We start from the raw sequence: 25,315 nt of genomic DNA on the forward strand, positions 1-25,315 counted from the left end.
TCTACAAAGAATGGACTCGTCAATTATTCCTTGACGGCTTTTGCATAATTCTGTCGTCGTCAATCTTGAGAAATCAGGTAAAAATGAACCAATGGTGAGTTTCAGCAAAACAGACTTTATGAAAAGATGCCGAAAATATCACAATCTTGGAAAATAATAAAGTAAGTCGAGTATCGCATGACTCACTTGATATCCTCATTTATTCTAGGAAAATATGACTCATCCTTTCCTTGAACGTTTGCGTAGTCCAGATAGCCCAGTCCTCGTTTTCGACGGGGCGATGGGAACCAACTTACAAACCCAAAACCTGACTGCTGAAGACTTCGGCGGCCCACAGTATGAAGGTTGTAACGAATACTTAGTCCACACGAAACCCGAAGCTGTCGCTAAGGTTCACCGCGACTTTCTCGCTGCTGGTGCTGATGTCATTGAAACCGATACCTTTGGCAGTACGTCCCTGGTGCTGGCAGAATATGACTTGGCAGACCAAGCCTACTACCTCAGCAAGACAGCCGCAGAATTGGCCAAGCGTGTGGCTGCGGAATTTTCCACGCCAGAAAAACCCCGGTTTGTGGCAGGTTCCATCGGCCCGACAACTAAACTCCCTACCTTGGGACATATTGACTTTGACACCATGAAAGCTACTTTTGCTGAACAAGCAGAGGCACTGTGGGATGGTGGTGTCGATTTATTTCTGGTGGAAACTTGCCAAGATGTGCTGCAAATTAAAGCGGCGCTGAATGCCATTGAAGAAGTGTTTGCTAAGAAGGGCGATCGCAGACCGTTGATGGTGTCTGTGACAATGGAAAGCATGGGCACAATGTTGGTTGGTTCCGAAATCAGCGCTGTGCTGACAATCTTAGAACCTTATCCAATTGACATTCTCGGTCTAAACTGCGCCACCGGCCCAGACTTGATGAAACCACATATCAAGTATTTGGCAGAACATTCACCTTTCATCGTTTCCTGTATACCCAACGCAGGTTTACCTGAGAACGTCGGCGGTCAAGCGCACTACCGTCTGACACCGTTGGAATTACGGATGTCATTGATGCATTTTGTTGAAGATTTGGGTGTCCAAGTGATCGGGGGTTGCTGTGGGACGCGTCCAGAACACATTCAACAATTGGCAGAAGTTGCTAAAGGTTTGAAGCCAAAAGTTAGACATCCTAGCTTAGAACCAGCAGCAGCATCAATTTACACCACTCAGCCCTACGACCAAGATAATTCCTTCTTGATTGTTGGTGAACGTCTCAACGCCAGTGGTTCTAAGAAGTGCCGCGATTTGCTAAACGCGGAAGATTGGGACGGACTCGTTTCAATGGCGAGGGCGCAAGTAAAAGAAGGCGCACACATCCTTGATGTCAACGTCGATTATGTGGGACGTGACGGCGTGCGGGATATGCACGAATTAGTTTCGCGCATTGTTAATAATGTCACATTGCCCTTAATGCTTGACTCCACCGAATGGGAAAAGATGGAGGCGGGTTTAAAGGTTGCCGGTGGTAAGTGTTTGCTGAATTCCACCAACTACGAAGATGGGGAATCGCGCTTTTTAAAGGTGCTGGAGTTAGCGAAAAAATACGGTGCTGGTGTAGTCATTGGTACTATCGATGAAGATGGAATGGCGCGGACAGCAGATAAAAAGTTTGCGATCGCCCAACGGGCATACCGCCAAGCTGTAGAATATGGCATACCACCCACAGAAATATTCTTTGATACCCTAGCGTTACCAATTTCCACCGGGATTGAAGAAGACCGAGAAAACGGTAAAGCCACCATTGAATCTATCCGGCGGATTCGTGAAGGATTGCCTGGATGCCATGTGATTTTAGGTGTTTCCAATATTTCCTTTGGTTTGAATCCAGCCTCGCGGATGGTGCTGAACTCGGTGTTTCTGCACGAAGCGACGACGGCGGGAATGGATGCAGCCATTGTCAGTGCTAACAAAATTTTACCGCTCTCGAAGATTGACGCCCGCCATCAAGAAATCTGTCGCCAGTTGATTTATGATGAGCGGAAATTTGAGGGTAATGTTTGCGTTTACGATCCCTTGGGAGAGCTTACCACAGCGTTTGCCGGGGTGACAACTAAGCGCGATCGCTCCTTAGATGAAAGTCTCCCCATCCCAGAACGCCTCAAACGCCACATCATCGATGGCGAACGTATTGGCTTAGAAGAACATCTGAAAAAAGCCTTAGAAGAACATCCCCCCTTGGAGATTATCAACACCTTCTTGCTAGATGGCATGAAAGTTGTCGGGGAATTATTCGGTTCTGGACAAATGCAGTTACCCTTCGTTCTGCAATCTGCCGAAACCATGAAAGCGGCGGTGGCGTTTCTAGAACCCTTCATGGAAAAATCAGAATCAGGTAACAACGCCAAGGGAACCTTTATCATTGCCACAGTTAAAGGCGATGTCCACGACATTGGTAAAAACTTGGTGGATATCATCTTGTCCAACAACGGCTATAAGGTGATTAACCTGGGAATTAAGCAGCCGGTAGAAAACATCATCAACGCTTACGAACAGCATAAAGCTGATTGTATAGCCATGAGTGGTTTACTGGTAAAATCCACCGCCTTCATGAAAGAGAACTTGGAGGTATTCAACGCAAAGGGAATTAGTGTCCCCGTGATATTAGGTGGTGCGGCGTTGACTCCCAAGTTTGTCTATGAAGATTGCCAAAATACCTATAAAGGTAAAGTTGTTTATGGCAAAGATGCCTTTTCTGACTTGCACTTCATGGATAAACTAATGCCAGCAAAGGCAACTAATAACTGGGAAGATTTGCAAGGATTTTTGAACGAAGTCGAAACGGCTGAAGTTTCGACAAATGGTCACAAAGAACCAAAAGCTAAGACTGCTGAAGAAACATCTGCTGAACCAAAAGTAGTAGATACGAGACGTTCCGAAGCTGTGGCTGTAGATATTGAACGTCCCACACCGCCTTTCTGGGGAACGAAGTTATTGCAGCCTAGTGATATTCCCATTGAGGAAATATTCTGGCATTTAGATTTACAAGCTTTAGTTGCTGGACAGTGGCAATTCCGCAAACCAAAGGAACAATCTAAGGAAGAATATCAGGCTTTCTTAGCGGAGAAAGTTTACCCAGTTTTAGAAACTTGGAAACAGCGAATTATTGAAGAGAATCTGTTGCATCCCCAGGTGATTTACGGGTATTTCCCTTGTCAAGCCGAGGGTAATTCTCTACATATATATGATTCAGAGAACCACTCACAACAGGTTACAACTTTCGAGTTTCCCAGACAGAAATCTTTAAGGCGGCTGTGCATCGCAGATTTCTTTGCACCGAAGGAGTCGGGAATTATTGATGTCTTCCCGATGCAGGCGGTGACTGTGGGTGAGATTGCCACAGAGTTCGCCCAAAAGCTGTTTGCTGCCAATCAATACACCGATTATCTGTATTTCCACGGCATGGCGGTGCAGGTGGCGGAAGCTGTAGCAGAGTGGACACACGCCAGAATTCGCCGCGAGTTAGGTTTTGCTGCTGAGGAACCCGACAATATTCGGGATATATTGGCACAACGCTATCGTGGTTCGCGGTATAGTTTTGGGTATCCAGCTTGTCCCAATATTCAAGACCAATACAAGCAACTGGAGTTATTGCAGACTGACAGGATTAACTTGTATATGGATGAAAGCGAACAACTTTATCCAGAACAGTCTACCACTGCGATTATTACCTATCACCCGTTAGCCAAATACTTTAGCGCGTAGAATCTACTCATTAACCCAATACGCTTGGTGTTAGTGATATTTTGCCTTGGAAAATCCCCCTAACCTCTTCCCTACCTCTCTCTTATTTCTCCTCGTAGGAGAGATAAGGGGAGTAAGATTCAAAGCCTCTCTCCTTGTAGGAGAGAGGTTTGGAGTGAGGTTCAGATGTTACTTTGATGATTGTTTCGGGAATCCTGTAGTTGTATACGCACCAAATTTGTTAATCTCTCAGCTTAGGTAGGCTTATTTATGCAACTCATTAGCTCGTTAGATATTAGAAATTCAGAATATTTATCCAAAAATCGCCTCATCAGTTATCATCACCAGTTGCGTCTAATTTTTTCGCTGGGTAATCAGGTAAAAAACGTTCTGGAAATTGGGATTTTTAATTCTCTGTTAACAGACATCTTGAAGAATAATGGATACAATGTCTCCACTGCTGATGTTGACCCCAGCCTCAAGCCAGAAATAATTTTGGATTTGACTACAGATTTTTCCTTACCAAAAGATAAATTTGATGCGATTGTCCTGTTTCAAGTGCTGGAACACTTCCCCTACCCTGAGTCAGAAGAAGCATTGAGAAAACTTGCTATTGCAACTAAGAAATTTTTGGTGATTTCGATTCCCTATTGCACTCAATACCTCTCGTTTCAGGTGAAAACCTCTTTCTCAGGTAGACCAAGGCATTTACTATTCAATGTGCCAAAATTCTGGAGTACAACGCCAGTCTGTGACGAACACTGCTGGGAAATGGGTTTAAAAGGATATCCGAAAACGCGGATTTTAAACTCTGTTGCCAAAGCTGGGTTAACTGTTAAGCAAGAATTTATCGATCCTACTTATCCATACCATTATTTTTTGGTGTTGGAGAAAAATTCTAGTAATACTTAAACAGCAATCTGTGGGGAGTGGGAAGTCGGAAGTAGGGGAATCCGAATCAGAAAATGGCGGCAAACAATGCTCAAAAAAGGTGCGATCGCCTCAGCTATGCTTTTAAAATCCTAATTGGTATCATGCCCTTCTGTGTTCTCCGGGTTTATCCTGGAAAACAGATGGCTAGGTTGTATTACCTACTATCATCATTTCAGATACTAACATCGAAAATTACCAATTATGCTAGAACAAGGCACTATCAGTATTCATACTGAGAATATTTTCCCGATCATTAAGAAGTCGCTTTACTCAGATCATCAAATCTTCTTGCGGGAACTGGTATCCAACGCTGTAGACGCCATCCAAAAGATAAAAATGGTATCCCGCGCCGGCGATTATGCTGGAGATATCGGCGAACCAGAAATTGAAATTGCCATTGACAAAGATAAGAAAACTCTATCCATCTCCGATAACGGTATCGGGATGACCGCAGATGAAGTTAAGAAATATATCAATCAGGTTGCCTTCTCTAGTGCGGAAGAATTTATTCATAAATATGAAGGCAAATCAGATCAACCGATAATCGGCCACTTCGGTCTTGGTTTCTACTCTTCCTTCATGGTGGCGCAAAAGGTAGAAATTGATACCTTATCCTACCAAGAAGGAGCGCAGGCAGTTCACTGGTCTTGCGATGGTTCTCCAGCTTTCACTCTCGAAGAATCTTCTCGGACAACTCGCGGTACTACTATTATTCTCAGCCTGCAAGGGGAAGAAGAGGAATTTCTCGAATCTGCACGAATTAAGAATCTTGTCAAGACTTACTGCGACTTTTTGCCAGTCCCAATTAAACTTGATGGCGAAGTAATAAATAAGCAAAAAGCACCGTGGCGAGAGTCTCCAAGTAATCTGACTCAAGAAGATTATTTAGAGTTTTACCGCTACCTGTATCCTTTTCAGGAAGAACCTTTGTTATGGGTACATCTAAATACAGACTATCCCTTTATCATCAACGGGATTCTGTATTTCCCGAAAATGCGACCGGATGTAGATGTTACCAAAGGGCAGATCAAGCTATTTTGCAATCAAGTTTTTGTCAGCGACAACTGCGAAGAAATTATCCCGCAATTTCTGATGCCAATGCGGGGTGTGATTGATAGTACCGATATTCCCCTGAACGTATCGCGGAGTGCCTTGCAAGGCGATCGCACCGTGCGGAGAATTGGTGACTACATTGCCAAAAAAGTAGGCGATCGCCTCAAAGAACTTTTCCGCGACAACCGCGAACAATACATTAGCGCCTGGAAAGACCTCGGCACTTTCGTAAAATTCGGCGTTCTCAACGACGAGAAATTCAAAAAACAAATCGAAGATATCATCGTCTTCCGCACCACCGCCAAATTGACAGAAAAAGTTGCGGCTGAAACGCCAGTGGTTGAAGTCCAGTCTTCAGACGGCGATGCTTGGCAAGATGTCACTCCTTCACCCAGTTCTGACTCAGCACCCAGCGCTCCCTATACTACGCTGAAAGAGTATCTAGAACGCAACAAAGAACGCAACGAAAATCGGGTTTTCTACAGCACCGATGAAGCAACCCAATCTACATACATAGAACTGCACAAAAATCAAGGTTTGGAAGTCCTGTTTATGGACTCCTTCATCGACACCCACTTTATCAACTTCCTAGAGCGCGAATATCAGGATGTCAAGTTTACGCGGGTAGACTCAGATTTAGATAATACTCTGCTGGAACAAGATAAAGATAAGGAAATTGTCGATCCCAAGACGAACAAAACTCGGAGTGAGACGATCAAAGAGTTATTTGAGAAATCCCTCAACAAACCCAAACTCAACATCCGTACCGAAGCTTTGAAATCAGACGATCCTCAAGGTACACCACCTGCGATCGTGCTTTTACCAGAGATTCTCCGCCGCCTGCGAGAAATGAACGCCATGATGCAGCAGGGAACAGCAGAGTTTCCCGAAGATCACATTTTGCTGGTGAATACTGCTCACCCGCTAATTCAAAATCTGGCAAATCTGAACCAAGGTAGTATTATCCAAGGTGACGGTCAATCGTCTACAGATCAGTTAGTCAACTTGATTTGCCAACACGTCTACGATTTAGCTCTGATGTCTCAGAAAGGATTTGACGCTGAGGGAATGAAATCTTTCGTCGAGCGATCGAATGACGTACTCACCAAGCTGACGGAACAAGCGAGTAAGTAGTGCTGAGTAGGAAGTTAGGAGTTAGGAGTTAGGAGTTATTTCTCCTCTGCTCCTCTGCTCCTCTGCCCCCCTGCTCCCCTGCCCCCCTTCCCCCTCATCTCCCCACTTCTGCTGCCTAAGACCTAAAATGGAAAGGCTGTATTAAAATAACAATCTGGAGATAGTAGCTATGTCCCGTCGCTGTGAACTAACTGGTAAGAAGGCAAATAATGCTTTTGCTGTTTCGCACTCCCACCGCCGTACTAAACGCCTTCAGCACGCTAATCTGCAAGACAAGCGGGTTTGGTGGGAAGCCGGAAATCGCTGGGTGAGATTAAAATTGTCTACCAAAGCAATTAAAACCCTACAAATTAATGGGTTAGAAGCAATGGCTAAAGAAGCTGGGATTAACCTGAATCATTACTAAGTAATCTGGATTTCATAACCCGAAACTTTCGTAGCTTGGAATATAGGTGATTTGTAGGGGCGCACAGCTAGCTGTGCGCCCCTAGTGTTTATTAAATCTTGAGTAGCAGGCAGGCTATCTATAATTTCAATACAGTTCCGTTAAGCATTTCTTTTTTCTCTCTGCGTCCTCTGCGCCTTGGCGGTTCGTTAAAAAATTGACTTTGACAAAGGATTTCAGCTTTAACCGAACCCTATTGCTCTATATAGCAATCCTATTTGAGTTGTGAAAACTATCGAACCGCCAAGTCGCCAAGATCGCCAAGAAAAGAAACAGAGAATTTCCCAAATGATTTAGGATTGCTATATTTTGAATTCTGTTGACAGTAAGAGAAAAATATAGGAATCCATTTTGATTCGGAGATCTAACTTGGTTTTGCAGGCAAAAGGCAAGAGCAAGAAGACTATTTGAATTATACTGAGCTTTTTGACGCAATCAATATGAGTTCTTTATGTAATTTTTACACTACGGATAAATCCCGGTGTCTCTGAATAAAAATACTTACCAGTTTTCTATTTTTCATAATTTAAGTTAGACCGCTTTATACCCAAAATTAATTATGAATTGATTTTTTAATTGCTCAACACTCTTAACAAGAGGGCAAAATAGAGATTAACTGAATAAATAGAAAAACTGCCCGACCTCAAACAACTATCGAACGAGGCAAAAGAAGCCTTGATAGTAAAGCTATGAAAGAAAATCCAGAAACTAAAAACCGCACAGCAAACTACAAGTAATCAAGACTCTCCACTAACCAAGACTAGTTGAGCAATTACAAATAAACAAGGGAATACTGAAAGCAGGTAGTGTATTTTCTTTATAATTTATGACAGCGAATAGTTATGAAGCGTCGAACCACTTAGGCTTGCAAGAGTGTCACAAACAGCTACAGCTAACGGTTCAATATCAAAAAATATTGGCGAGAATTCTAGCTAAGATTCGCGCATCTGTAAACATCGAATCCCTATGTTCAACTTCTTGCCAAGATATTTGTCGGCAATTGAAGATTGAGCGAGTTGCAATCTACCGCTTTAATGAAGATTGGAGCGGTAGTTTTATCGATCGCTTGGGCTTTGCAGAACATCCTTGGGATGCATTAACTGCCTTTGGACAAGATTTGGTGTGGGAAGATTCGCATTTGCAAGAAACCCAAGGCGGACGCTATCGCAAAAATGAGCCGTTTGCTGTAGCTGACATTTACGATGCAGGGCACGCTCGCTGTCATATTGAGGTATTAGAACAGTTTCAGATTCGGGCGTATGCGATCGCACCGATTTTTATTGGTGCAAAATTGTGGGGAATGCTTGCAGCCTATCAACACTCCGCTCCTCGGCAATGGTATCCTCACGAAGTTGAATTCTTTGCCCAAGCTGCCAGCCATCTTGGTGTGGCAATGCAGCAGGCAGAAAATTTAGAACAAACCAAACAACGCACAGCAGAACTGCAAGATGCGATCGCGCGGCAACGCGCTTTGACGGAAGTGGTAGGAAATATTCGCTCCTCTGTGAATCCCGAAATTATTCTAGACACTGCCTGTCAAGAACTCTGCAAACTCCTGAAGTTAGAGCGGGCAGCAATTTACCGCTTTAATGAAGACTGGAGCGGCGAATTTGTCAGCCAATTCGGGATGGTAGAGGCGCAATGGGATAAAATCAATCCCTTTGGCAGAAATCTCGTTTGGCAAGATACCCACCTCCAAGAAACAAAAGGTGGACGCTACCGCAATAACGAAAGTTTTGTTGTCAACGACATCTACCAAGCCGGACACTCGCGTTGTCACATCGATATTTTGGAGCAATTCAAGATTCGGGCATATACCTTAGCACCTATCTTCATCGGCCCAAAACTGTGGGGACTGATAGCAGCCTATCAACACTCCGGGCCGCGCCAATGGGCAAATTACGAAGTTGAATTCCTGGGACAGGTAGGGGCACAATTGGGAGTGGCGATTCAGCAAGCCGAGAATTTGGCTCAGTCGAAACAACAGGCAGTTGCCCTCAAAGATGCGATCGCTCGGCAACGAGCATTAACTGAAGTGGTTGGGAAAATTCGCTCCTCTTTAAATATTGATTTAATTCTAAAAACTACTTGCCAAGAAGTATGTAAACTGCTAAGAGTTGAGCGGGTTGGTGTTTATCGCTTCAATGAAGACTGGAGTGGCGAATTCGTCAGTAATTTCGGCATGGTTGAGCCACAGTGGGACAGCATCAATCCCTTTGGCAAAAATCTCGTTTGGGAAGATACCCATCTCCAAGAAACCAAAGGCGGACGCTACCGCAACAACGAAAATTTTGCTGTAGAGGATATTTATCAAGCTGGACACTCACGCTGTCACCTCGATATTTTGGAGCAGTTCAAAATTCGCGCTTATGCGTTAACCCCAATTTTTGTAGGACGGAATTTGTGGGGATTGGTGGCTGCCTATCAACATTCTGCACCACGCCAGTGGGATACTGTGGAAGTGGAATTTTTAGGACAGGTTGCTAGCCAACTGGGAGTAGCACTGCAAAGTTCTCAAATGGTGACTCAAATTCAAACTCGCGCTGATGAACTGCAACAATCGGCTGAACAGCGCCGGATTTTATTTGATTTGGTTGTCAAAATTCGGGAATCTTTGGATTTAGAGACGATCCTTAAGACTACAGTACAGGAAGTGCGGCGATCGCTAAATACAGATCGAGTTGGCATTTTCCGCTTCGATCCGAATGTCGGTTTTTGCAGCGGTGAATTTATTGCTGAAGATGTCTTACCCAAGTTCGATTCCGCCCTCGCCGTGAAAGTGCAAGACTATTGCTTCGGCGATCAATACGCACCCCAATATCGTCAAGGGGAAGTGCAAGTAATATCTGATGTCAACAGCGTTGGTTCCAAAGTACCTCATCTGGATGTAATTGAGCGATTCCAAGTCAAAGCACAGATTATTGTGCCGTTGATGGAAGGTGATGAACTTTGGGGGTTGTTGTGCATTCACCAATGCACCCATACACGTCATTGGGAAGAAGCTGAATTGGAATTTGTCACCCAAGTGGCGGCTCAACTCAGCGTAGCACTGCGTCAAGCCAACTTGTTTCAACAATCCAGTTTGCTGGGTCAAACTCGTGAAGAAGCGAATCAACTCGCGCAGACACTGAATGAACTGCGTACTGCCCAAATGCAAATTATCCACGCTGAAAAAATGGCCAGTTTGGGGCAACTGGTGGCGGGAGTTGCCCATGAAATTAATAACCCGATTAATTTCATCCACGGCAACTTGGAACACGCCCACCAATACACGCAAGAATTGCTTCGCTATGTGCAGCTTTATTGGCATCATTATCCTGATGCCGCACCAGAAATCCAAGAGTTCTTCAAAAAAGCCGAAATAGCGTATTTGATCGAGGATTTACCTCAATTATTCCAGTCCATGCAGGTCGGCACTGAACGCATTCGGGAAATTGTCACATCTTTGCGGAACTTCTCGCGCCTAGACGAAGCTGACTTCAAACCAGCAAATATTCACGAAGGCATCGACAGCACATTGATGATTTTACAAAACCGTTTGAAGCCCTCAGCCGATAGCCTCACCATTCATGTAAGCAAAGATTATGGTACTTTACCTCTAATAGAATGCTATCCCGGTCAGTTGAATCAGGTATTTATGAATTTGCTGTCCAATGCCATTGATGCCTTAGAAGAACGAACCATGCAGGAATCTTCTGAAGCGATCGCAAAAAACCCCAGCAAAATCAAAATTTCTACCTCCCTGCTCAATAAAGATTGGATTGTCATTCGCATCGCCGACAACGGATTCGGCATAGATGAAAAAGTCCTCTCTCGACTGTTCGATCCATTTTTTACTACCAAGGTTGTCGGTAAAGGTACAGGGTTGGGACTGTCTATCAGCTATCAGATAGTCACAGAAAAACATAACGGCAAAATATACTGCCAATCTGAACTTGGCAAAGGTACAGAGTTTGCGATTGAGTTGCCAATTCATCAGGTCGCAGCTAGAAAATCAGTAGCTAAAGTCAAGGTGTTAGACCAGGTATAAGCAAAGAGGTAAAGTGATGATTTTTACCAGTTAAACTGAAAAATTATCACTTTTTTACTCAGCACTCACTACTGTTTTGGTAACAGTAATATTACACAATTGTTTTACCTTTTCTGTTACCCAATCAACACGATCTTTTCCCCAAAATCTCTCGCCTTCGACTACCCAAGTCGGGACTCCGGGACAGCCAAACTGTTCGTATTCTGCCAAAGCTGCCACTGCTGCAAGTTTTGCTGCTTCCCCGTGGATTAACTCAAGAATGCGATCGCCATTCAACCCAACATCATTTGCAACTTTCTTAATCACAGACTCATCGTTGACATCAAGTAGGTCAACGATGAGTCGCTCGAAAGAACGCGGCATCAAGCAGATGCTCCTTCCCAGTTCCACAAGCAGCGTAATAGGCTCTCGCGGGAAGTTCTTCGCGGCCAAACTTCATTTTCTCCCAGCGCTTGACCCACTTGGCAAATTCTTCAAACTCCTTGAGCCGAATTTCAATGCCGTACTTTTTTGCCCACCGCAGACAATCTTCTTTGTGATAGGACGATAACACGGCGCTTTCACTTCGTCCTTGAAGGTCAGCGACCTTTATACCTCGTTCCTTCGGTATGTAGATTGGTCGTCGTTCAATATCAACAGGTAAACCTTGCAAAGATTTTTCGGCAAGAGCAATACCAATATATGAATTTGACGAGTGGTATATCGAGTATGAGTAAACTTTGATTCGCTGCGACATCTTGGCTCCCGTAGCCACTTAGCTCATAAATAATTTTTGAATTTATTTTCGCTGAAGCATTGTATGTTCTACCCAGAATCTAGTCAAAGAGAAAGACTTTGCCAATAGTTTAATGCCCATTCAAATGAACGTTTATCAAACCTTTTACCAATTTGATATACCTCTTCCCAAGAATATACTTTTTTTGAAACTCTCTCCTGTGTGCCTGCTAAGTTGGAGATTATTATGTAGTATTTGCCTCGTCCATGAACCTGCTGCTTGACTGTATCTACTACTCTACCTGCTGGTCTAAAAGTCATTTGAACATCATCAACTGCTGGTTCCTTTTTGAGCATTACTGCGGGATGACCTTCTGAGCATATGCAGTCTCCTTCATCTTCAGGGTCTTGTTTATCCTTAAAAATAGACCACTGATGTCCAAAGTCGCACATATATGCTCTATATTCTTTCATATATTTTTGCTATCCTGCGCTTTCTCAACTATTCACACTAAAATCCTTAATTTATCTGTAGTGCTGGCATTTTTCCCCTTGAAAAATCAAAATTTACACCCAAAGGACGGTTTACTACTTCAATAACGGTAGGTATCTGGTTGCTACAGTCGCCGTGAAAACTACTAAGCTGGTAAATAGCACGTTTAAAATTTAGCGGAAATTCGGAATCGCATTCATCGGCGGTTCAAAATTCCTCATTGGCGAACTACCTGTAATTACATTATGTTTGATGCATTATCTGACCGTTTAGAATCCGCCTGGAAAAAACTGCGAGGACAGGACAAAATTTCTCAATCCAACATTCAAGATGCATTGCGCGAAGTGCGCCGCGCCTTGTTGGAAGCAGATGTCAATCTCCAGGTAGTCAAAGATTTTATTAGCGAAGTCGAAGCCAAGGCACAGGGAGCCGAGGTGGTTGCCGGCGTGCGACCTGACCAACAGTTCATCAAAATTGTTCACGATGAACTAGTGCAGGTGATGGGAGAAGAAAATGTTCCCATAGCAGAAGCCCCGGAACAGCCTACCATCGTGCTAATGGCTGGTTTACAAGGTACTGGTAAAACCACAGCTACCGCTAAGTTAGCTTTACATCTCCGTAAATTAGACCGTAGCTGCTTGTTGGTGGCGACAGATGTATATCGCCCAGCAGCGATCGACCAATTGGTGACGTTGGGTAAGCAAATTGACGTACCAGTATTTGAACTAGGAAGCGACGCCGATCCTGTAGAAATTGCTCGACAAGGTGTAGAACGCGCTAGGGCAGAAGGTGTCAACACAGTAATTATTGATACTGCTGGACGCCTGCAAATTGACGAAGATATGATGGCGGAATTAGCCCGCATCAAAGCAACCGTTCAACCCCATGAAACTCTGTTGGTGGTGGACGCGATGACTGGTCAAGAGGCGGCAAATCTTACCCGCACCTTCCACGATCAGATCGGAATTACTGGGGCAATTCTCACCAAGCTGGATGGTGATAGCCGTGGTGGTGCAGCGCTTTCAGTGCGAAAAATTTCGGGAGCGCCGATTAAATTTGTGGGCGTGGGTGAAAAAGTCGAGGCACTGCAACCGTTTTATCCCGATCGCATGGCATCGCGGATTCTCGGTATGGGTGATGTTCTCACTTTGGTAGAAAAAGCCCAAGAAGAGTTTGACTTAGCTGATGCTGAGAAAATGCAGGAGAAAATTTTGTCAGCAAAGTTTGACTTTACTGACTTTCTCAAGCAGTTGCGGATGCTGAAGAACATGGGTTCTCTGGGAGGCTTGATCAAGATGATTCCAGGGATGAACAAGCTCTCAGACGATCAACTCAAACAGGGAGAAACCCAGTTAAAGCGCTGTGAGGCGATGATTAACTCCATGACTCGCCAAGAACGCCACGACCCCGATTTATTAGCCAGTTCTCCCAGTCGGCGGCGGCGGATTGCTGCTGGCTCCGGCTATAGAGAGTCAGATGTGAGCAAACTGGTGGGTGATTTCCAAAAAATGCGATCGCTAATGCAGCAAATGGGTCAAGGCGGCTTCCCTGGAATGCCGGGAATGTTTGGCGGTGGCGGTATGGGCAACGCCTTCGCAGGTGCTGGTAATCGTCCCGCAGCCCCCGGATGGCGAGGTTATGATGGTGTCCCAGCCACGAAAAAGAAAAAACCCAAAGATAAAAAGAAAAAAGGCTTTGGCAATCTTTAGTCAAGAGTCATTGGTCATTGGTCATTAACCAATGACAAAGGACAAAGGACTAATCACTAATGACAAATAGCAGCAAATGCTAGGCAGTGCTAAAATTAGCATTTCGACCTCAGAATTTATTAGCAGAGGAAACTAACCCTCAATTTCTCGGCAGCAGCCAGATTTAGGTTACTTCCTCACCAATTAGTTGCTAACTAATATCTAACAACAGGAGAATGATTCTTCAACCATGATCAAACTGCGCTTGAAAAGATTCGGTAAAAAGCGGGAAGCAAGTTACCGCATTGTCGCCATTAACAACCTCGCTCGCCGCGATGGCCGTCCCTTAGAAGAATTGGGTTTTTATAACCCCAGAACTGATGAAGTGCGACTAGACGTTCCCGGTATCGTCAAGCGACTACAACAAGGCGCTCAACCCACTGATACCGTTCGTCGCATTCTAGTAAAAGCTAATGTTTTTGAGCAGGTCAGTGCAACAGCCGCATCATAATTTCGGAACAAAACTCCCAACAGCTAGCCCCAACTATGTTGAGCTGGTTCGGTTTTTGGTGCAGCCGTTTTTGGAATCTCCAGAGACATTAAGTGTCGATTGTGAAATTTCTCAGGCCCTTAACCGGGTTTGGGTTCGCATCGCCTTTGAAAGCGCAGATAAAGGAAAAGTGTTTGGTCGAGGGGGACGCAATATTCAGGCGATTCGTACAGTAATTGCCGCAGCCGCAGCCGCAGCTGGGCAATCAACATACCTGGATATCTACGGCAGCACCACGCCGGGCCGCGAGGGTATGTCTTTTGATGAAGAGACAGAAGAGCGATCGCCACCGCCGACTAAGAGAGAACCGCGAAATGATGGGCCTAAACCCATTGTTAAACCGCGCCTCCGTTAGGTTGAAACTAGAAAGTAAATCTGAGCGGTTGTTGTTACCTCCGCTCAGAATTTTTATAAAGATAGAAAGTAGCAAAAAGATTTTTAAATCTTTTTTTGAACTCTTCACCAGTAGGGGCTATGCCCTCACCCCCAGCCCCTCTCCCATGTTGGGAGAGGGGAGAAAATTCTCCAGTTCCCCTTCTCCCAACATGGGAGAAGGGGTTAGGGGATGAGGGCAAGCTGTACGCCCCTACGGACGATTAATTTGTTGCAAATATTTTTCAAAATGTAGGTAATAAAAGCATAATTTCGCCGTTAGCGAGAAAATATTAACCTTTGTCAAATACAGATCCTCAACAATTAAGAAATACTATGGCAGGTGCCTTAACAATTCAGCTGCCGAATGTTACCAGTGCGATCGCTCTTGGCGGAGATGGAGAAGAAAATCTCAAAATCCTATCTCGGCAAACAGGAGCCGCTTTAGTGCTACGCGGACAGGAATTAGTGATTTCTGGTACTGAAAAGCAAATCGATCTGGCTTCTCGATTAGTGCGATCGCTTGAAGACCTCTGGATTAAAGGCAATACTATTTCCAGTGCCGATATTTTAACAGCCCGTCAAGCCATAGATAGCGATCGGCAAGGAGAACTACAAGATTTACAGCGAAATGTCCTCGCCAAAAGTCGCCGGGGTGAAGAAGTCCGTGCCAAAACCTTCCGCCAGCGCCAATATATTGACGCACTCCGCAAACGCGATCTCACCTTTGGAATTGGTCCTGCTGGTACCGGCAAGACTTATCTCGCTGTTGTTGTCGCCGTGCAGGCACTCCTTGCCAACCAAGTTGAAAAGCTAATTCTAACTCGCCCTGCCGTCGAAGCCGGTGAAAAACTCGGTTTTTTGCCTGGAGACTTACAGCAGAAAGTGAATCCCTATCTTCGCCCACTTTACGATGCTATTTATGAATTCATCGACCCAGAAAAAGTACCCAGTTTAATGGAACGCGGTGTGATTGAAGTTGCACCACTCGCCTATATGCGGGGACGCACCCTCAATAACGCTTTTGTAATTGTAGATGAAGCTCAAAATACTACACCCGCTCAGATGAAAATGGTTTTGACTCGTTTGGGTTTCCGTTCGCGGATGGTGATTACAGGCGACATGACACAAACTGATTTACCACTTCACCAACAATCAGGTTTAGGAGTGGCTTTACAAATTTTAAAACACGTTGAAGGCATTGCCTTTTGCGAATTTTCCCAAAGAGATGTGGTACGCCATCCTCTAGTTCAGCGTATTGTTGCGGCTTATGAACAATATGAAAAATAGTTATTAGTCATTAGTCATTGGTCATTAGTCATTAGTAAAAAACTAATAAATGACGTAGACGCGCCAGCGGCTACCCGCAGGCTAGGACAAATGACAAATGACAAATGACAAATGACAAGTGACAAGTGACAAAGGACAAATGACAAATGACCACAACATTGAAAGAATTTTTAGAAGCTTGCGAGACTCTTGGAACGTTGCGTTTAATTGTTACTAGTAGTGCTGCTGTTTTAGAAGCACGAGGTAAGGTAGAAAAGTTATTTTATGCAGAATTGCCTAAAGGTAAATATGCGAATATGCATACTGAAGGCTTTGAGTTTCACTTGAATATGGACAAAATAACTCAGGTGAAATTTGAAACAGGTGAAGCTAAGAGAGGTAACTTTACAACCTATGCTATTCGGTTTTTAGATGATAAGCAAGAAGCTGCTTTAAGCCTCTTTTTGCAATGGGGTAAACCAGGAGAATATGAACTAGGACAAGTGGAAGCTTGGGAAACTCTAAAAGAGAAGTATGGCGAACTTTGGGAACCTTTACCAGCAGAAATTTAATACAGCTAAACTGATAGGGGTGGAGGAAATCGGATATCTGCACTGAACTGCTCGATATTAACGCTGCGATGAATCGGTAAAATATATTCTAAATTTTCGTGGGGACGGGGAATAATGTGATGAGAAAGTACCTCGCCACCGTCAACTCGCATCACCGCCTTTAATCCTGCTGTCACTGCTACATTCACCTCGCCTATAGCTCCTCGAATTAAGACAGTAATTCGTCCCAAATCAGTGTTTTCATAACCAACAAGGGTTACACGGGCAGCTTTACACATGGCATCTCCTGCTTCCACAGCAGTGGGAACGCCATAAACTTCAATCATGCCTAATGCCAATGTCATGCTATCACTATAAATTCGGGATAGGGCTAATTATCTCATTACAAAGTTTTAATTTTTAATCGATAAATAATAAACATTAAATACAAAACTGCTAATGCTTGTAATGAAGGTAATTTGGAGTTTTTGCTTGCTGTTTTTTTTCCTATTGTGGGGTGGTGAAGCTTTTGCAGGAGAGTTATCTGAAAGGTTAGCAAATTTTCCCCAATGGGAAAAACTAACTTCAGTGCAACCGGCTTCGGGTGATTTGGTTTACCCTGAATGGATGGCTGGAACTTGGAAAGTTACAAGTACCTTAGTAGATTTAGCTGCGCCTTTAGCACCAGAGATTGTAACACCAGGGTTTGAAGGTAATCGCCGACAATTAAACCAACCTGTGAGTTTTGTAGTAAGATTTGTGAAAGAGCAACCATCTATTTCTGGGTTAAAAATACTTCCTCAGATAGGTTACAAATCCCCAAATTTAGTAGCAGATAGAGCATTTAATAGCTTGAATTTGGCAAGAGCTTATTTAGGGGATGAAGCAGTGTTATTAGTCAAAGTAGATCCAGATTCACCTAATCGTCAAATTACGTTCTTGCGTGGCAGTCGCCAACTAGTTTCTATTGTGACTGCACGTGCTACAGAAACTACCCCTAATGGCAAGTTCATCACCACAGAAGTGTTTCAACAACTATTTAAAGGTGGCTCACGCCCCTATTTAAACTCTGTAGAATCGACTACGGCTTATCATAAAGTTTCAACATCTAATCCGGCGATTGAAGCAGATCAAGTTACTGCTGTTTATCTTTCACCCCAAGATCCAGATTATTTTAAAGCGGGTTCTCAACCAGTTGCTCTCTACCGCTATCGCCTCGAATTTTTCCTTCAAGAACTACCAACTACTCCCAAAGAGTGATTTGTCATCTAGCTCTTGACTACTTTGTAATACATTTGTAGTATATAAAATCCAAGTTTTACGATCGCGCTCTTGGACGGTGTGCATCATGGCCAAATTTCGAGATATTGTCAATTACTTTCGCTCTTACTGGAAGCAGGGTGTTTTCAGTATTACAGCATCTAGCATTTACGAAGTTATTGATTTGGTTGTTCCTTATGCGATCGGGCAGATATTAAACGTTTTGTCTGCTCAACCCTTGGATAAACCACTTCAAAGTGCGATCGCAACTTTTTCGGACATCACCAATTACCCAGTTAATAAAACTCTATCTTTGGGTGTATTACTGGGTTTAATTTTCGTTGTCACCATAGTGAGAGCGCCAACACAACCCTGGTTAACCAATTGGTTTCATTGGGATATAGCCTTCAGGTCGCGTCGAGAAAAAAACGAAACAGCGATCGCTAAAGTTCTTACTCTGCCACTAGAATTTTATGATGAAAATAATCCTGGACGCATTGCCGGAAGAGTAGCTAGAGGTATTTCTAATCATACTTTTAGTTACCCTGAAGTTGCCGGACAGTTGATTCCTAAACTGGCTCGTGTGCTGGGGATTTTTGTGTTTATCTTGTTCATTGAGTGGCGGATTGCAATTTTATATCTAATTTCCTTTGTAATTATTCTCAGCTTCAGCTTGAGGAGTTTACAACAGCTAATTAGGCACGAAAGTCGTCTGGATAAGTATGGAGAAGACACCGAAAGCCGCACTTCCGAATTAATCACCAATATCAAAACGGTAAAAGCCTTTGCTACAGAAGCTAGGGAACTGAAGCGGCAAAAGCAACGTTTGGATCGCGAACTAATGGTGCTTGATTATCGCATCCACAAAGGTTATACGATATTGGGTACTTGGCAAAGAACCGTAATTCAGTTTTGTGTATTTACAATTCTGGGTTTGACTTTAGCAGCAACAGTAAATGGGAGAATTTCTCTCGGTCACTTTGTCATGACCTTAACTCTTTCTAGCATGGCTTATGCCGAATTAGAACCTATTAGTAATTTGGCAGAAGTTTTTGCCCGTCGTTATTCTCCCATGCTGCGGTTTCATGAATTTCTGCAAGAGCCAACTGCATCTGATTCAGCTAGTCTTTTAGAAGAGAGCAACCAGACAGAATCACCTTATAAATTTACTGGAAAAGTTGAGTTGTCACACCTCAGTTTTGGATATGATGCCAACCGTCAAGTTTTGCAAGATATCAACTTGTTGATTGAGCCATACCAAACAGTGGCATTAGTGGGACGTTCCGGTTCTGGTAAGTCTACTTTAGTAAAATTGCTGTTGCGATATTTTGAACCTCAAGCAGGTCAAATTCTGATTGATGGTCAAGATATTCGCACTTTGGATGTAGGTAAGTATAGACGAAGGCTAGCGATCGTTCACCAAGAAGTAGACGTTTTCAACGGTACTATATTGGATAACCTCACCTACGGCAGACCAAATGCCACTTTCGGGCAGGTTCAGGAAGCTTGTAGAATTGCCAGGGTCGATGAAGTAGTGCAGCACTTACCCAAAGGTTATTACACTGTCGTGGGAGAACGAGGTGTCAGGTTATCTGGAGGACAAAGACAACGCTTGGGAATTGCTAGAGCGTTGTTAGTGGAACCAGACGTGCTGATTTTTGACGAAGCCACCTCTAGTTTAGATTATGAGTCTGAGCGCTCAATTCAGCTAGCGATGCGATCTATTCAGGGCACTTGCACCACCATTGTTATTGCCCACCGTTTAAGCACAGTCCGGGAAGCTGATAAAATTGTCGTTTTAGAGCAAGGAAAGATTGTAGAAGTGGGTAGCCACGATGAACTCTTGCGTCACGAGGGTATTTACCGCCGCTTGCACTCCCTGCAAGAAACAGGAGAACTCCTGAGTTAGGGGACATACACATTTTGGATTTTAGATTGACCCTACAAATTAATCTGCTTGATTAAATCGACTTTATTGTGAATAAAGTCGATTTTTTTATAGATATCTTCAGAAATTAAATACAGCAGTTTTCTTTTGCATAAGTACAAAGCGATAGGCTAATACGCTTGGGTTAAGGCTAAAATCCTTTGCCAAAGTCAATTTTTTTAACGAACCGCCATCGCGCAGCGTCTCGTAGAGAAGGACGCAAAGGACGCAAAGAGAAGGAAGAAACGCTTAACTGAAATGTATTGAGCTATAGGCTTTGAGGCAGGAGGTAGAAATTCTTTATATCTGATGCGTGAGTCCTGCATTTTGTATCTCAGTTACTTGCAAGCTGCTGTATGTGTTATCTAGAACCCTTGAGCGCCTATTCGGCGGTATAACTAATATTATCAAGTGGGGAATTTGCTCCTATTCCCCAAGAAAAACGTTAGCCATTGAAATTCGTTTTATGCGCTTGGATCAAGCGTGATAAGTAAAGTAAATAATCCATTAACTACCGCTGGAATACTAATCACTAATCGAAGTCTTCCAATCAGAAAAAACTAAGATTTGCTCTTATCTGCTTCTTTCTGTGCCGCCTCACTGTATTTTTTATAAAGTTGAGTACGAATCTTGGCTTCTTGATAACGGCTGTGGGTTTGTGGTACCGTACTCATTAAATCTGAAGCCCGTTGCCACTTAGCAGCAATCTCTAACCACTGAGTTGAGGTTGTAGCTGTTTTTCCAGATGCAGAAGCTTGGTTGGCAATTCGCACAGATATTTGAAATGGATCGTCCGATGGCTCAGAAAAGCTATTGTTAGGACGAGATGGTGTTTGGGCTTTGCTATCGTTGGTATTTTCTGTAGTTAAAGATTTGGAAGTTTCTGGTTGTATTAGATTTTTCAGTTTATTACCTAGCTGGGCATAAACAACCCAACTAAGCAATAACAACGAGAATAAACCAGCTGCTGCTAATATCTTTGTTTTAGGTTTATTTTTGTATTTTTCTTTGTTAATGAGTACTAAAGGACGAGATACTTGAGTTTTAGGATAATTTGGTTTTCCTAGTTCAGCTTGAGCTTCTGTGAAATCTTTAATTAATTGCTTTACAATATTTGGCTGAATTAATGTAATTTCCTGTGACCAAAGCAATTGATTTTCGCGATCGCTATCTATTTCTTTTAACCACAGCAATTGTTGTTCTCGAACAATCCGACTGTTGATTTTGACGCGGCGAATGTGACGCGGGGCGATAGATTCAAGAATTTGCTGGATTTGTTCTACCAGGGGAGATTGCTCAAGTTGCTCTACTTTAGCTGCCTCGCACAGAATTTGTAAGACACCATCAGAAAAAATGGCTCTAGTTCTGACACAAGACTGGGCTAGCTTTTCGTTCAATAGCTGAATAATCGCCGCAACGCTGCCTTGGTGAGCTTGCCAAGCTATATCGTTTATCCGGTCTACCATCTGAAATTTAGTGATAGCTCTTCCACCCTGACTGATTAACGTATTCATTAATTTAGGGACTCTTTTCTACTGACCTTGATCTTGTCTTCGATTTTACGAGTAAAAAGATGAGTTGCCAAATAATATCATAAATATGGAAATCTGGAGCCTTCCTTTTCGGTTTGCTAAGGACGCTCGCTGACGCTCAGTTGATTTGTACGCTTCTACGCCTTGAAAACGTGCAATTATCGGGCTGAAACTGCGCTTTCAAGGTAACGCCCATGCTGACGGAGGAGTTACCTGTTTGACATAATACACGATCGCGTCTTTTTGCGTAGGCGTAGCCCGCCATAGGCATCGCCTTTAGTCATCTACTATAGTACGAAGCACCCAGCAAATGCGATCGCAAATATATAGCTAGATAGTATCAGAGTCGAGGATGGGTGCATTTATATTATCTTAGAGACTTTCCCTAACATTTCTAAAATTGCCGAGTAAACGAAGGGAGCAGAGGGGAGGATTTCCTGCTCAGTTCCCAGTCCCCGACAATATTGTTCAAACACCAAACAAAATAGTCGTATTGGGATACTTTTGTGAGGAATTATCGTTTTTTTTACTTTTTTGCCACAATGGCAATACTAAATAGCACAGCGATCGTTACATTAGAAGATATATAAATAAAAATCAACAATGATTTTTTTTCGTTCGCAGTTCACACAAAATCATGAGTGCAAGTACCATTATTTCCGATAATCCCTTACTCCAAGGCACTGGTTTACCTCCATTTACAGAGATTAAACCAGAACGAGTAGTACCCGCCTTCAATCAGTTGCTAGCAGAACTTGACCAACAACTTGCCACCTTAGAGGCTAATGTACAGCCCACTTGGAGTGGTTTAGTAGAACCCTTAGAAAAGGTGACGGAACGGCTTACCTGGAGTTGGGGGGTGGTAAATCATTTAATGGGTGTTAAAAATAGCCCGGAACTGCGCGAAGCTCATGAAATCGTACAGCCACTAGTTGTACAATTTATCAACAAACTCGGTCAAAGCCAACCCATCTACAATGCTTTTAAGGTACTCCGTAGCAGTGATAGTTGGGCAACTTTAGAATTAGCCCAACAGCGCATTGTAGAAGCTGCCATTCGAGATGCAGAACTTTCTGGTGTTGGCTTAAAAGGAGAGGCAAGAGACCGTTTCAACGCCATTCAGATGGAGTTGGCAGAACTTTCTACTAAATTCTCTAACCATGTACTTGATGCCACGAAAGCCTTTAGCTTAACCCTGACAACAAAAGCGGAAATTGACGGTTTACCACCAAGTTTGGTGAGTTTAGCCGCTCAAGCTGCACGAGCTGCTGGAGAAGAGAACGCCACACCAGAAAATGGCCCTTGGCGCATTACTTTAGACTTCCCCAGCTACGGCCCTTTCATGCAGCACAGCACCCGTCGAGATTTGCGTGAAAAGCTCTACAAAGCTCATATCACTCGTGCTTCTAGTGGCGATTTAGATAATAACCCGTTAATTGTGCGTATTTTGGAGTTACGGCAAGAACTCGCAGATATACTTGGGTTTAAGAGTTTTGCCGAGTTGAGCCTTGCAAGTAAAATGGCTCCTAATGTTGAGGCAGTCGAAGCGCTATTAGAAGAACTACGCCAGGCCAGTTATGATGCTGCTGTCAAAGATTTAAAAGAACTCCAAGCTTTCGCTGCATCTTATGGAGAAGAATATCAGGATTTAAAACATTGGGACATCAGCTTTTGGGCAGAACGCCAACGAGAAGCAAAATTTGCCTTTACCGCTGAAGAATTACGTCCCTATTTTCCCCTTCCCCAAGTGCTAGATGGCTTGTTTGGACTTGTTAAGCGGCTGTTTGGTGTTACAGTAACCCCTGCCGATGGTCAAGCCCCAGTATGGCATGAGGATGTCCGTTATTTCCAAATAGCCGATGAAACTGGTTCTCCCATAGCCTACTTCTACTTAGACCCCTATAGCCGTCCAGCAGAAAAACGCGGTGGTGCTTGGATGGATGTATGCATCAATCGTGCCAAAACTGAAAATGGTGCAACTGGCATCCGGTTGCCTGTGGCTTATTTGATATGTAACCAAACTCCCCCAGTAGATGGCAAGCCGAGTTTGATGACTTTCTATGAAGTAGAGACTTTATTCCACGAGTTTGGTCATGGATTGCACCACATGCTCACCAAGGTTGACTATGCTGGAGCCGCAGGCATCAATAATGTGGAATGGGATGCAGTGGAACTACCCAGTCAGTTTATGGAAAACTGGTGTTATGAGCGACCTACTTTGTTTGGCATGGCTAAACATTACGAAACTGGAGAAGCCCTACCAGAGCATTATTATCAAAAGCTGCTAGCGGCGCGTAATTATATGAGTGGTACTGGTATGTTACGGCAAATTCACCTTAGCAGTATTGATTTAGAACTACACTACCGCTATCGTTCCGGCAGCAATGAAACTCCAGCAGATGTGCGTCATCGCATAGCTAAGACTACTACTGTTTTACCACCGCTTCCAGAAGATTCAATACTGTGTTCTTTTGGGCACATTTTCGAGGGTGGTTACGCGGCAGGTTACTACAGTTATAAATGGGCTGAAGTTCTTAGCGCTGATGCTTTTGCTGCTTTTGAAGAAGCTGGGCTAGAAAATGAAGAAGCTATAAAAGCTACAGGTCGGCGTTATCGGGATACGGTGCTAGCACTCGGTGGTAGCAAGCATCCAATGGAGGTGTTTAAAACTTTCCGGGGTCGCGAACCAAGTACGATCGCTTTGCTCAGGCACAATGGTTTAGTAAGTGCCGCTGCAAACTAAACAACACATCTGTAGAGATGTTGTATTGCAACGTCTCTACATTAAATATTGGCTTGACTAAACATTATTTTCCTAGTTTAAGGTGTTCCTGGAAGAATCGGTTCTCCGGCAACATCATCTAAGCGGATGCTGCTTAACAAATTTCGCCACTCTACTTTCAGGGCTGCATCTTGAGGATTTTTTTGACGCAGTTCAGCTAAGGTCGTCAGTGCCTCGTACCATATCCCATTTTGGGCATAGATAGCATAGCGCTTTAGAGGTTCTGCCGTTTCTATTTCTTTGACTGTTGCTTGACTCAGATTAACTCGTTTTATTACCCCTTCAACAAAACTTGGAGGCGAGTTCTTTTGCTTGTCACAGTTAATGGTGAAAAACCAACGGTATTGTTTATCTACTGCTAAACCGGGTGCATTGCCAGGCAAAGAAACGCGGATGACTCCTGGCTTATCTGATAAAGCGATCGCTTTTTTGTATACCTCGTTAGCGTCCCCATCTTGCAGCACAAATTCAACTGTATATGGCGAATCTTTGGTATATGGCACATAGAAAAACCAACTTGGATGTTCTACTGTTGTTTGTCCCCAGACATTAATCACTGAGTTAGCTTCCTGAGTAAAAGGTACTAAAGCAGTCAAGTCAATTTTAGTAAGTGGACATGCAGCCAATTCCCCGCGCTTTGCTCCACCACGAACGCGACCTCCAGGAGGTGAGCCAGCTGGAATTGGAGGTTGAGTAAAAGTTGTGGCTTGAGCAAGGGTTGTTTTAGCGTCAGAGCGATTAGGAGTTGGTTTTGCCAGTATTGGAGTCAGACTAACTAATAAGCTTGTACAACTAAAAGCTACTACTAAAAACAGTTTTATCGGTTGTGAATTTAAATTCATAGAAACCTGACCTCATACG

The 25,315-nt window shown here is 43.6% G+C and carries 19 protein-coding genes; 13 read left to right on the top strand and 6 right to left on the bottom strand.

Annotated elements, in window-relative coordinates; translation table 11 throughout:
- Window positions 1-214 precede the first annotated feature (214 nt).
- The 5 genes from metH to AC1F2U_RS09325 all read left to right on the top strand — a co-directional run bounded on the left by metH (window position 215) and on the right by AC1F2U_RS09325 (window position 11,316).
- Complete coding sequence (metH, locus tag AC1F2U_RS09305; protein ID WP_480260835.1) at window positions 215-3,742, top strand: methionine synthase; 3,528 nt, start codon at window positions 215-217, stop codon at window positions 3,740-3,742.
- A gap of 249 nt (window positions 3,743-3,991) precedes the next feature.
- A complete protein-coding gene (locus tag AC1F2U_RS09310; RefSeq protein ID WP_322708981.1) occupies window positions 3,992-4,633 on the top strand; it encodes a class I SAM-dependent methyltransferase in 642 nt (213 codons plus the stop codon).
- Between the two features lie 222 nt (window positions 4,634-4,855).
- Entirely contained in the window at window positions 4,856-6,841 is a 1,986-nt protein-coding gene (htpG, locus tag AC1F2U_RS09315; RefSeq protein ID WP_480260836.1) for a molecular chaperone HtpG, read from the top strand.
- 169 nt (window positions 6,842-7,010) lie between these two features.
- A complete protein-coding gene (gene rpmB, locus AC1F2U_RS09320; protein ID WP_480260837.1) occupies window positions 7,011-7,247 on the top strand; it encodes a 50S ribosomal protein L28 in 237 nt (78 codons plus the stop codon).
- An 865-nt stretch (window positions 7,248-8,112) separates the two neighbouring features.
- Window positions 8,113-11,316, top strand: coding sequence for a GAF domain-containing sensor histidine kinase (locus AC1F2U_RS09325; protein ID WP_480260838.1), 3,204 nt, complete (start codon window positions 8,113-8,115; stop codon window positions 11,314-11,316).
- 54 nt (window positions 11,317-11,370) lie between these two features.
- On the opposite strand, the gene AC1F2U_RS09330 is transcribed toward AC1F2U_RS09325, so the two are convergent.
- The 3 genes from AC1F2U_RS09330 to AC1F2U_RS09340 all read right to left on the bottom strand — a co-directional run bounded on the left by AC1F2U_RS09330 (window position 11,371) and on the right by AC1F2U_RS09340 (window position 12,504).
- Window positions 11,371-11,679, bottom strand: coding sequence for a DsbA family protein (locus AC1F2U_RS09330; RefSeq protein ID WP_480260839.1), 309 nt, complete (start codon window positions 11,677-11,679; stop codon window positions 11,371-11,373).
- Window positions 11,648-12,052: a thioredoxin domain-containing protein gene (locus AC1F2U_RS09335; RefSeq protein ID WP_480260840.1), complete on the bottom strand. Its 405-nt coding sequence runs from the start codon at window positions 12,050-12,052 to the stop codon at window positions 11,648-11,650. The genes AC1F2U_RS09330 and AC1F2U_RS09335 overlap by 32 nt, the downstream gene beginning before the upstream one ends.
- A gap of 83 nt (window positions 12,053-12,135) precedes the next feature.
- On the bottom strand, window positions 12,136-12,504 hold the full coding sequence (locus AC1F2U_RS09340) for a hypothetical protein (protein ID WP_480260841.1): 369 nt from the start codon (window positions 12,502-12,504) through the stop codon (window positions 12,136-12,138).
- 264 nt (window positions 12,505-12,768) lie between these two features.
- Between AC1F2U_RS09340 and ffh the strand changes: the two genes are divergently transcribed.
- The 5 genes from ffh (at window position 12,769) to AC1F2U_RS09365 (ending at window position 16,974) form a co-directional block, all read left to right on the top strand.
- The gene (gene ffh / locus AC1F2U_RS09345; RefSeq protein WP_480260842.1) at window positions 12,769-14,232 is read left to right on the top strand and encodes a signal recognition particle protein; all 1,464 of its coding nucleotides are present in this window, start codon (window positions 12,769-12,771) and stop codon (window positions 14,230-14,232) included.
- A 229-nt stretch (window positions 14,233-14,461) separates the two neighbouring features.
- Complete coding sequence (gene rpsP / locus AC1F2U_RS09350; RefSeq protein WP_012409382.1) at window positions 14,462-14,722, top strand: 30S ribosomal protein S16; 261 nt, start codon at window positions 14,462-14,464, stop codon at window positions 14,720-14,722.
- On the top strand, window positions 14,685-15,116 hold the full coding sequence (locus tag AC1F2U_RS09355; RefSeq protein ID WP_335008055.1) for a KH domain-containing protein: 432 nt from the start codon (window positions 14,685-14,687) through the stop codon (window positions 15,114-15,116). Before rpsP ends, AC1F2U_RS09355 begins: the two co-directional genes overlap by 38 nt.
- Before the next feature lie 353 nt (window positions 15,117-15,469).
- A complete protein-coding gene (locus AC1F2U_RS09360; RefSeq protein WP_480260843.1) occupies window positions 15,470-16,423 on the top strand; it encodes a PhoH family protein in 954 nt (317 codons plus the stop codon).
- A gap of 146 nt (window positions 16,424-16,569) precedes the next feature.
- Window positions 16,570-16,974 (top strand): ChuX/HutX family heme-like substrate-binding protein, encoded by a 405-nt coding sequence (locus tag AC1F2U_RS09365; RefSeq protein WP_480260844.1) that lies wholly within the window; start codon window positions 16,570-16,572, stop codon window positions 16,972-16,974.
- Between the two features lie 5 nt (window positions 16,975-16,979).
- On the opposite strand, the gene AC1F2U_RS09370 is transcribed toward AC1F2U_RS09365, so the two are convergent.
- Window positions 16,980-17,318, bottom strand: coding sequence for a carbon dioxide-concentrating mechanism protein CcmK (locus AC1F2U_RS09370; protein WP_480260845.1), 339 nt, complete (start codon window positions 17,316-17,318; stop codon window positions 16,980-16,982).
- Between the two features lie 94 nt (window positions 17,319-17,412).
- On the opposite strand from AC1F2U_RS09370, the gene AC1F2U_RS09375 reads away from it, so the two are divergent.
- Both AC1F2U_RS09375 and AC1F2U_RS09380 read left to right on the top strand, forming a co-directional pair.
- Complete coding sequence (locus AC1F2U_RS09375) at window positions 17,413-18,213, top strand: DUF6816 family protein (RefSeq protein WP_480260846.1); 801 nt, start codon at window positions 17,413-17,415, stop codon at window positions 18,211-18,213.
- Between the two features lie 88 nt (window positions 18,214-18,301).
- Window positions 18,302-20,122: an ABC transporter ATP-binding protein gene (locus tag AC1F2U_RS09380; RefSeq protein WP_480260847.1), complete on the top strand. Its 1,821-nt coding sequence runs from the start codon at window positions 18,302-18,304 to the stop codon at window positions 20,120-20,122.
- Window positions 20,123-20,700: 578 nt separating this feature from the next.
- Here the strand turns inward: AC1F2U_RS09380 and AC1F2U_RS09385 are convergent.
- Complete coding sequence (locus tag AC1F2U_RS09385; protein ID WP_480260848.1) at window positions 20,701-21,654, bottom strand: hypothetical protein; 954 nt, start codon at window positions 21,652-21,654, stop codon at window positions 20,701-20,703.
- Between the two features lie 655 nt (window positions 21,655-22,309).
- Between AC1F2U_RS09385 and AC1F2U_RS09390 the strand changes: the two genes are divergently transcribed.
- The gene (locus AC1F2U_RS09390; protein ID WP_480260849.1) at window positions 22,310-24,415 is read left to right on the top strand and encodes a M3 family metallopeptidase; all 2,106 of its coding nucleotides are present in this window, start codon (window positions 22,310-22,312) and stop codon (window positions 24,413-24,415) included.
- A gap of 77 nt (window positions 24,416-24,492) precedes the next feature.
- On the opposite strand, the gene AC1F2U_RS09395 is transcribed toward AC1F2U_RS09390, so the two are convergent.
- Window positions 24,493-25,296 carry a DUF928 domain-containing protein gene (locus AC1F2U_RS09395; RefSeq protein ID WP_480260850.1) on the bottom strand — a complete coding sequence of 268 codons (804 nt, stop codon included), beginning with the start codon at window positions 25,294-25,296 and terminating at the stop codon, window positions 24,493-24,495.
- Between the last annotated feature and the right edge of the window lie 19 nt (window positions 25,297-25,315).

This window comes from Nostoc sp. LEGE 12454, from assembly GCF_056620565.1.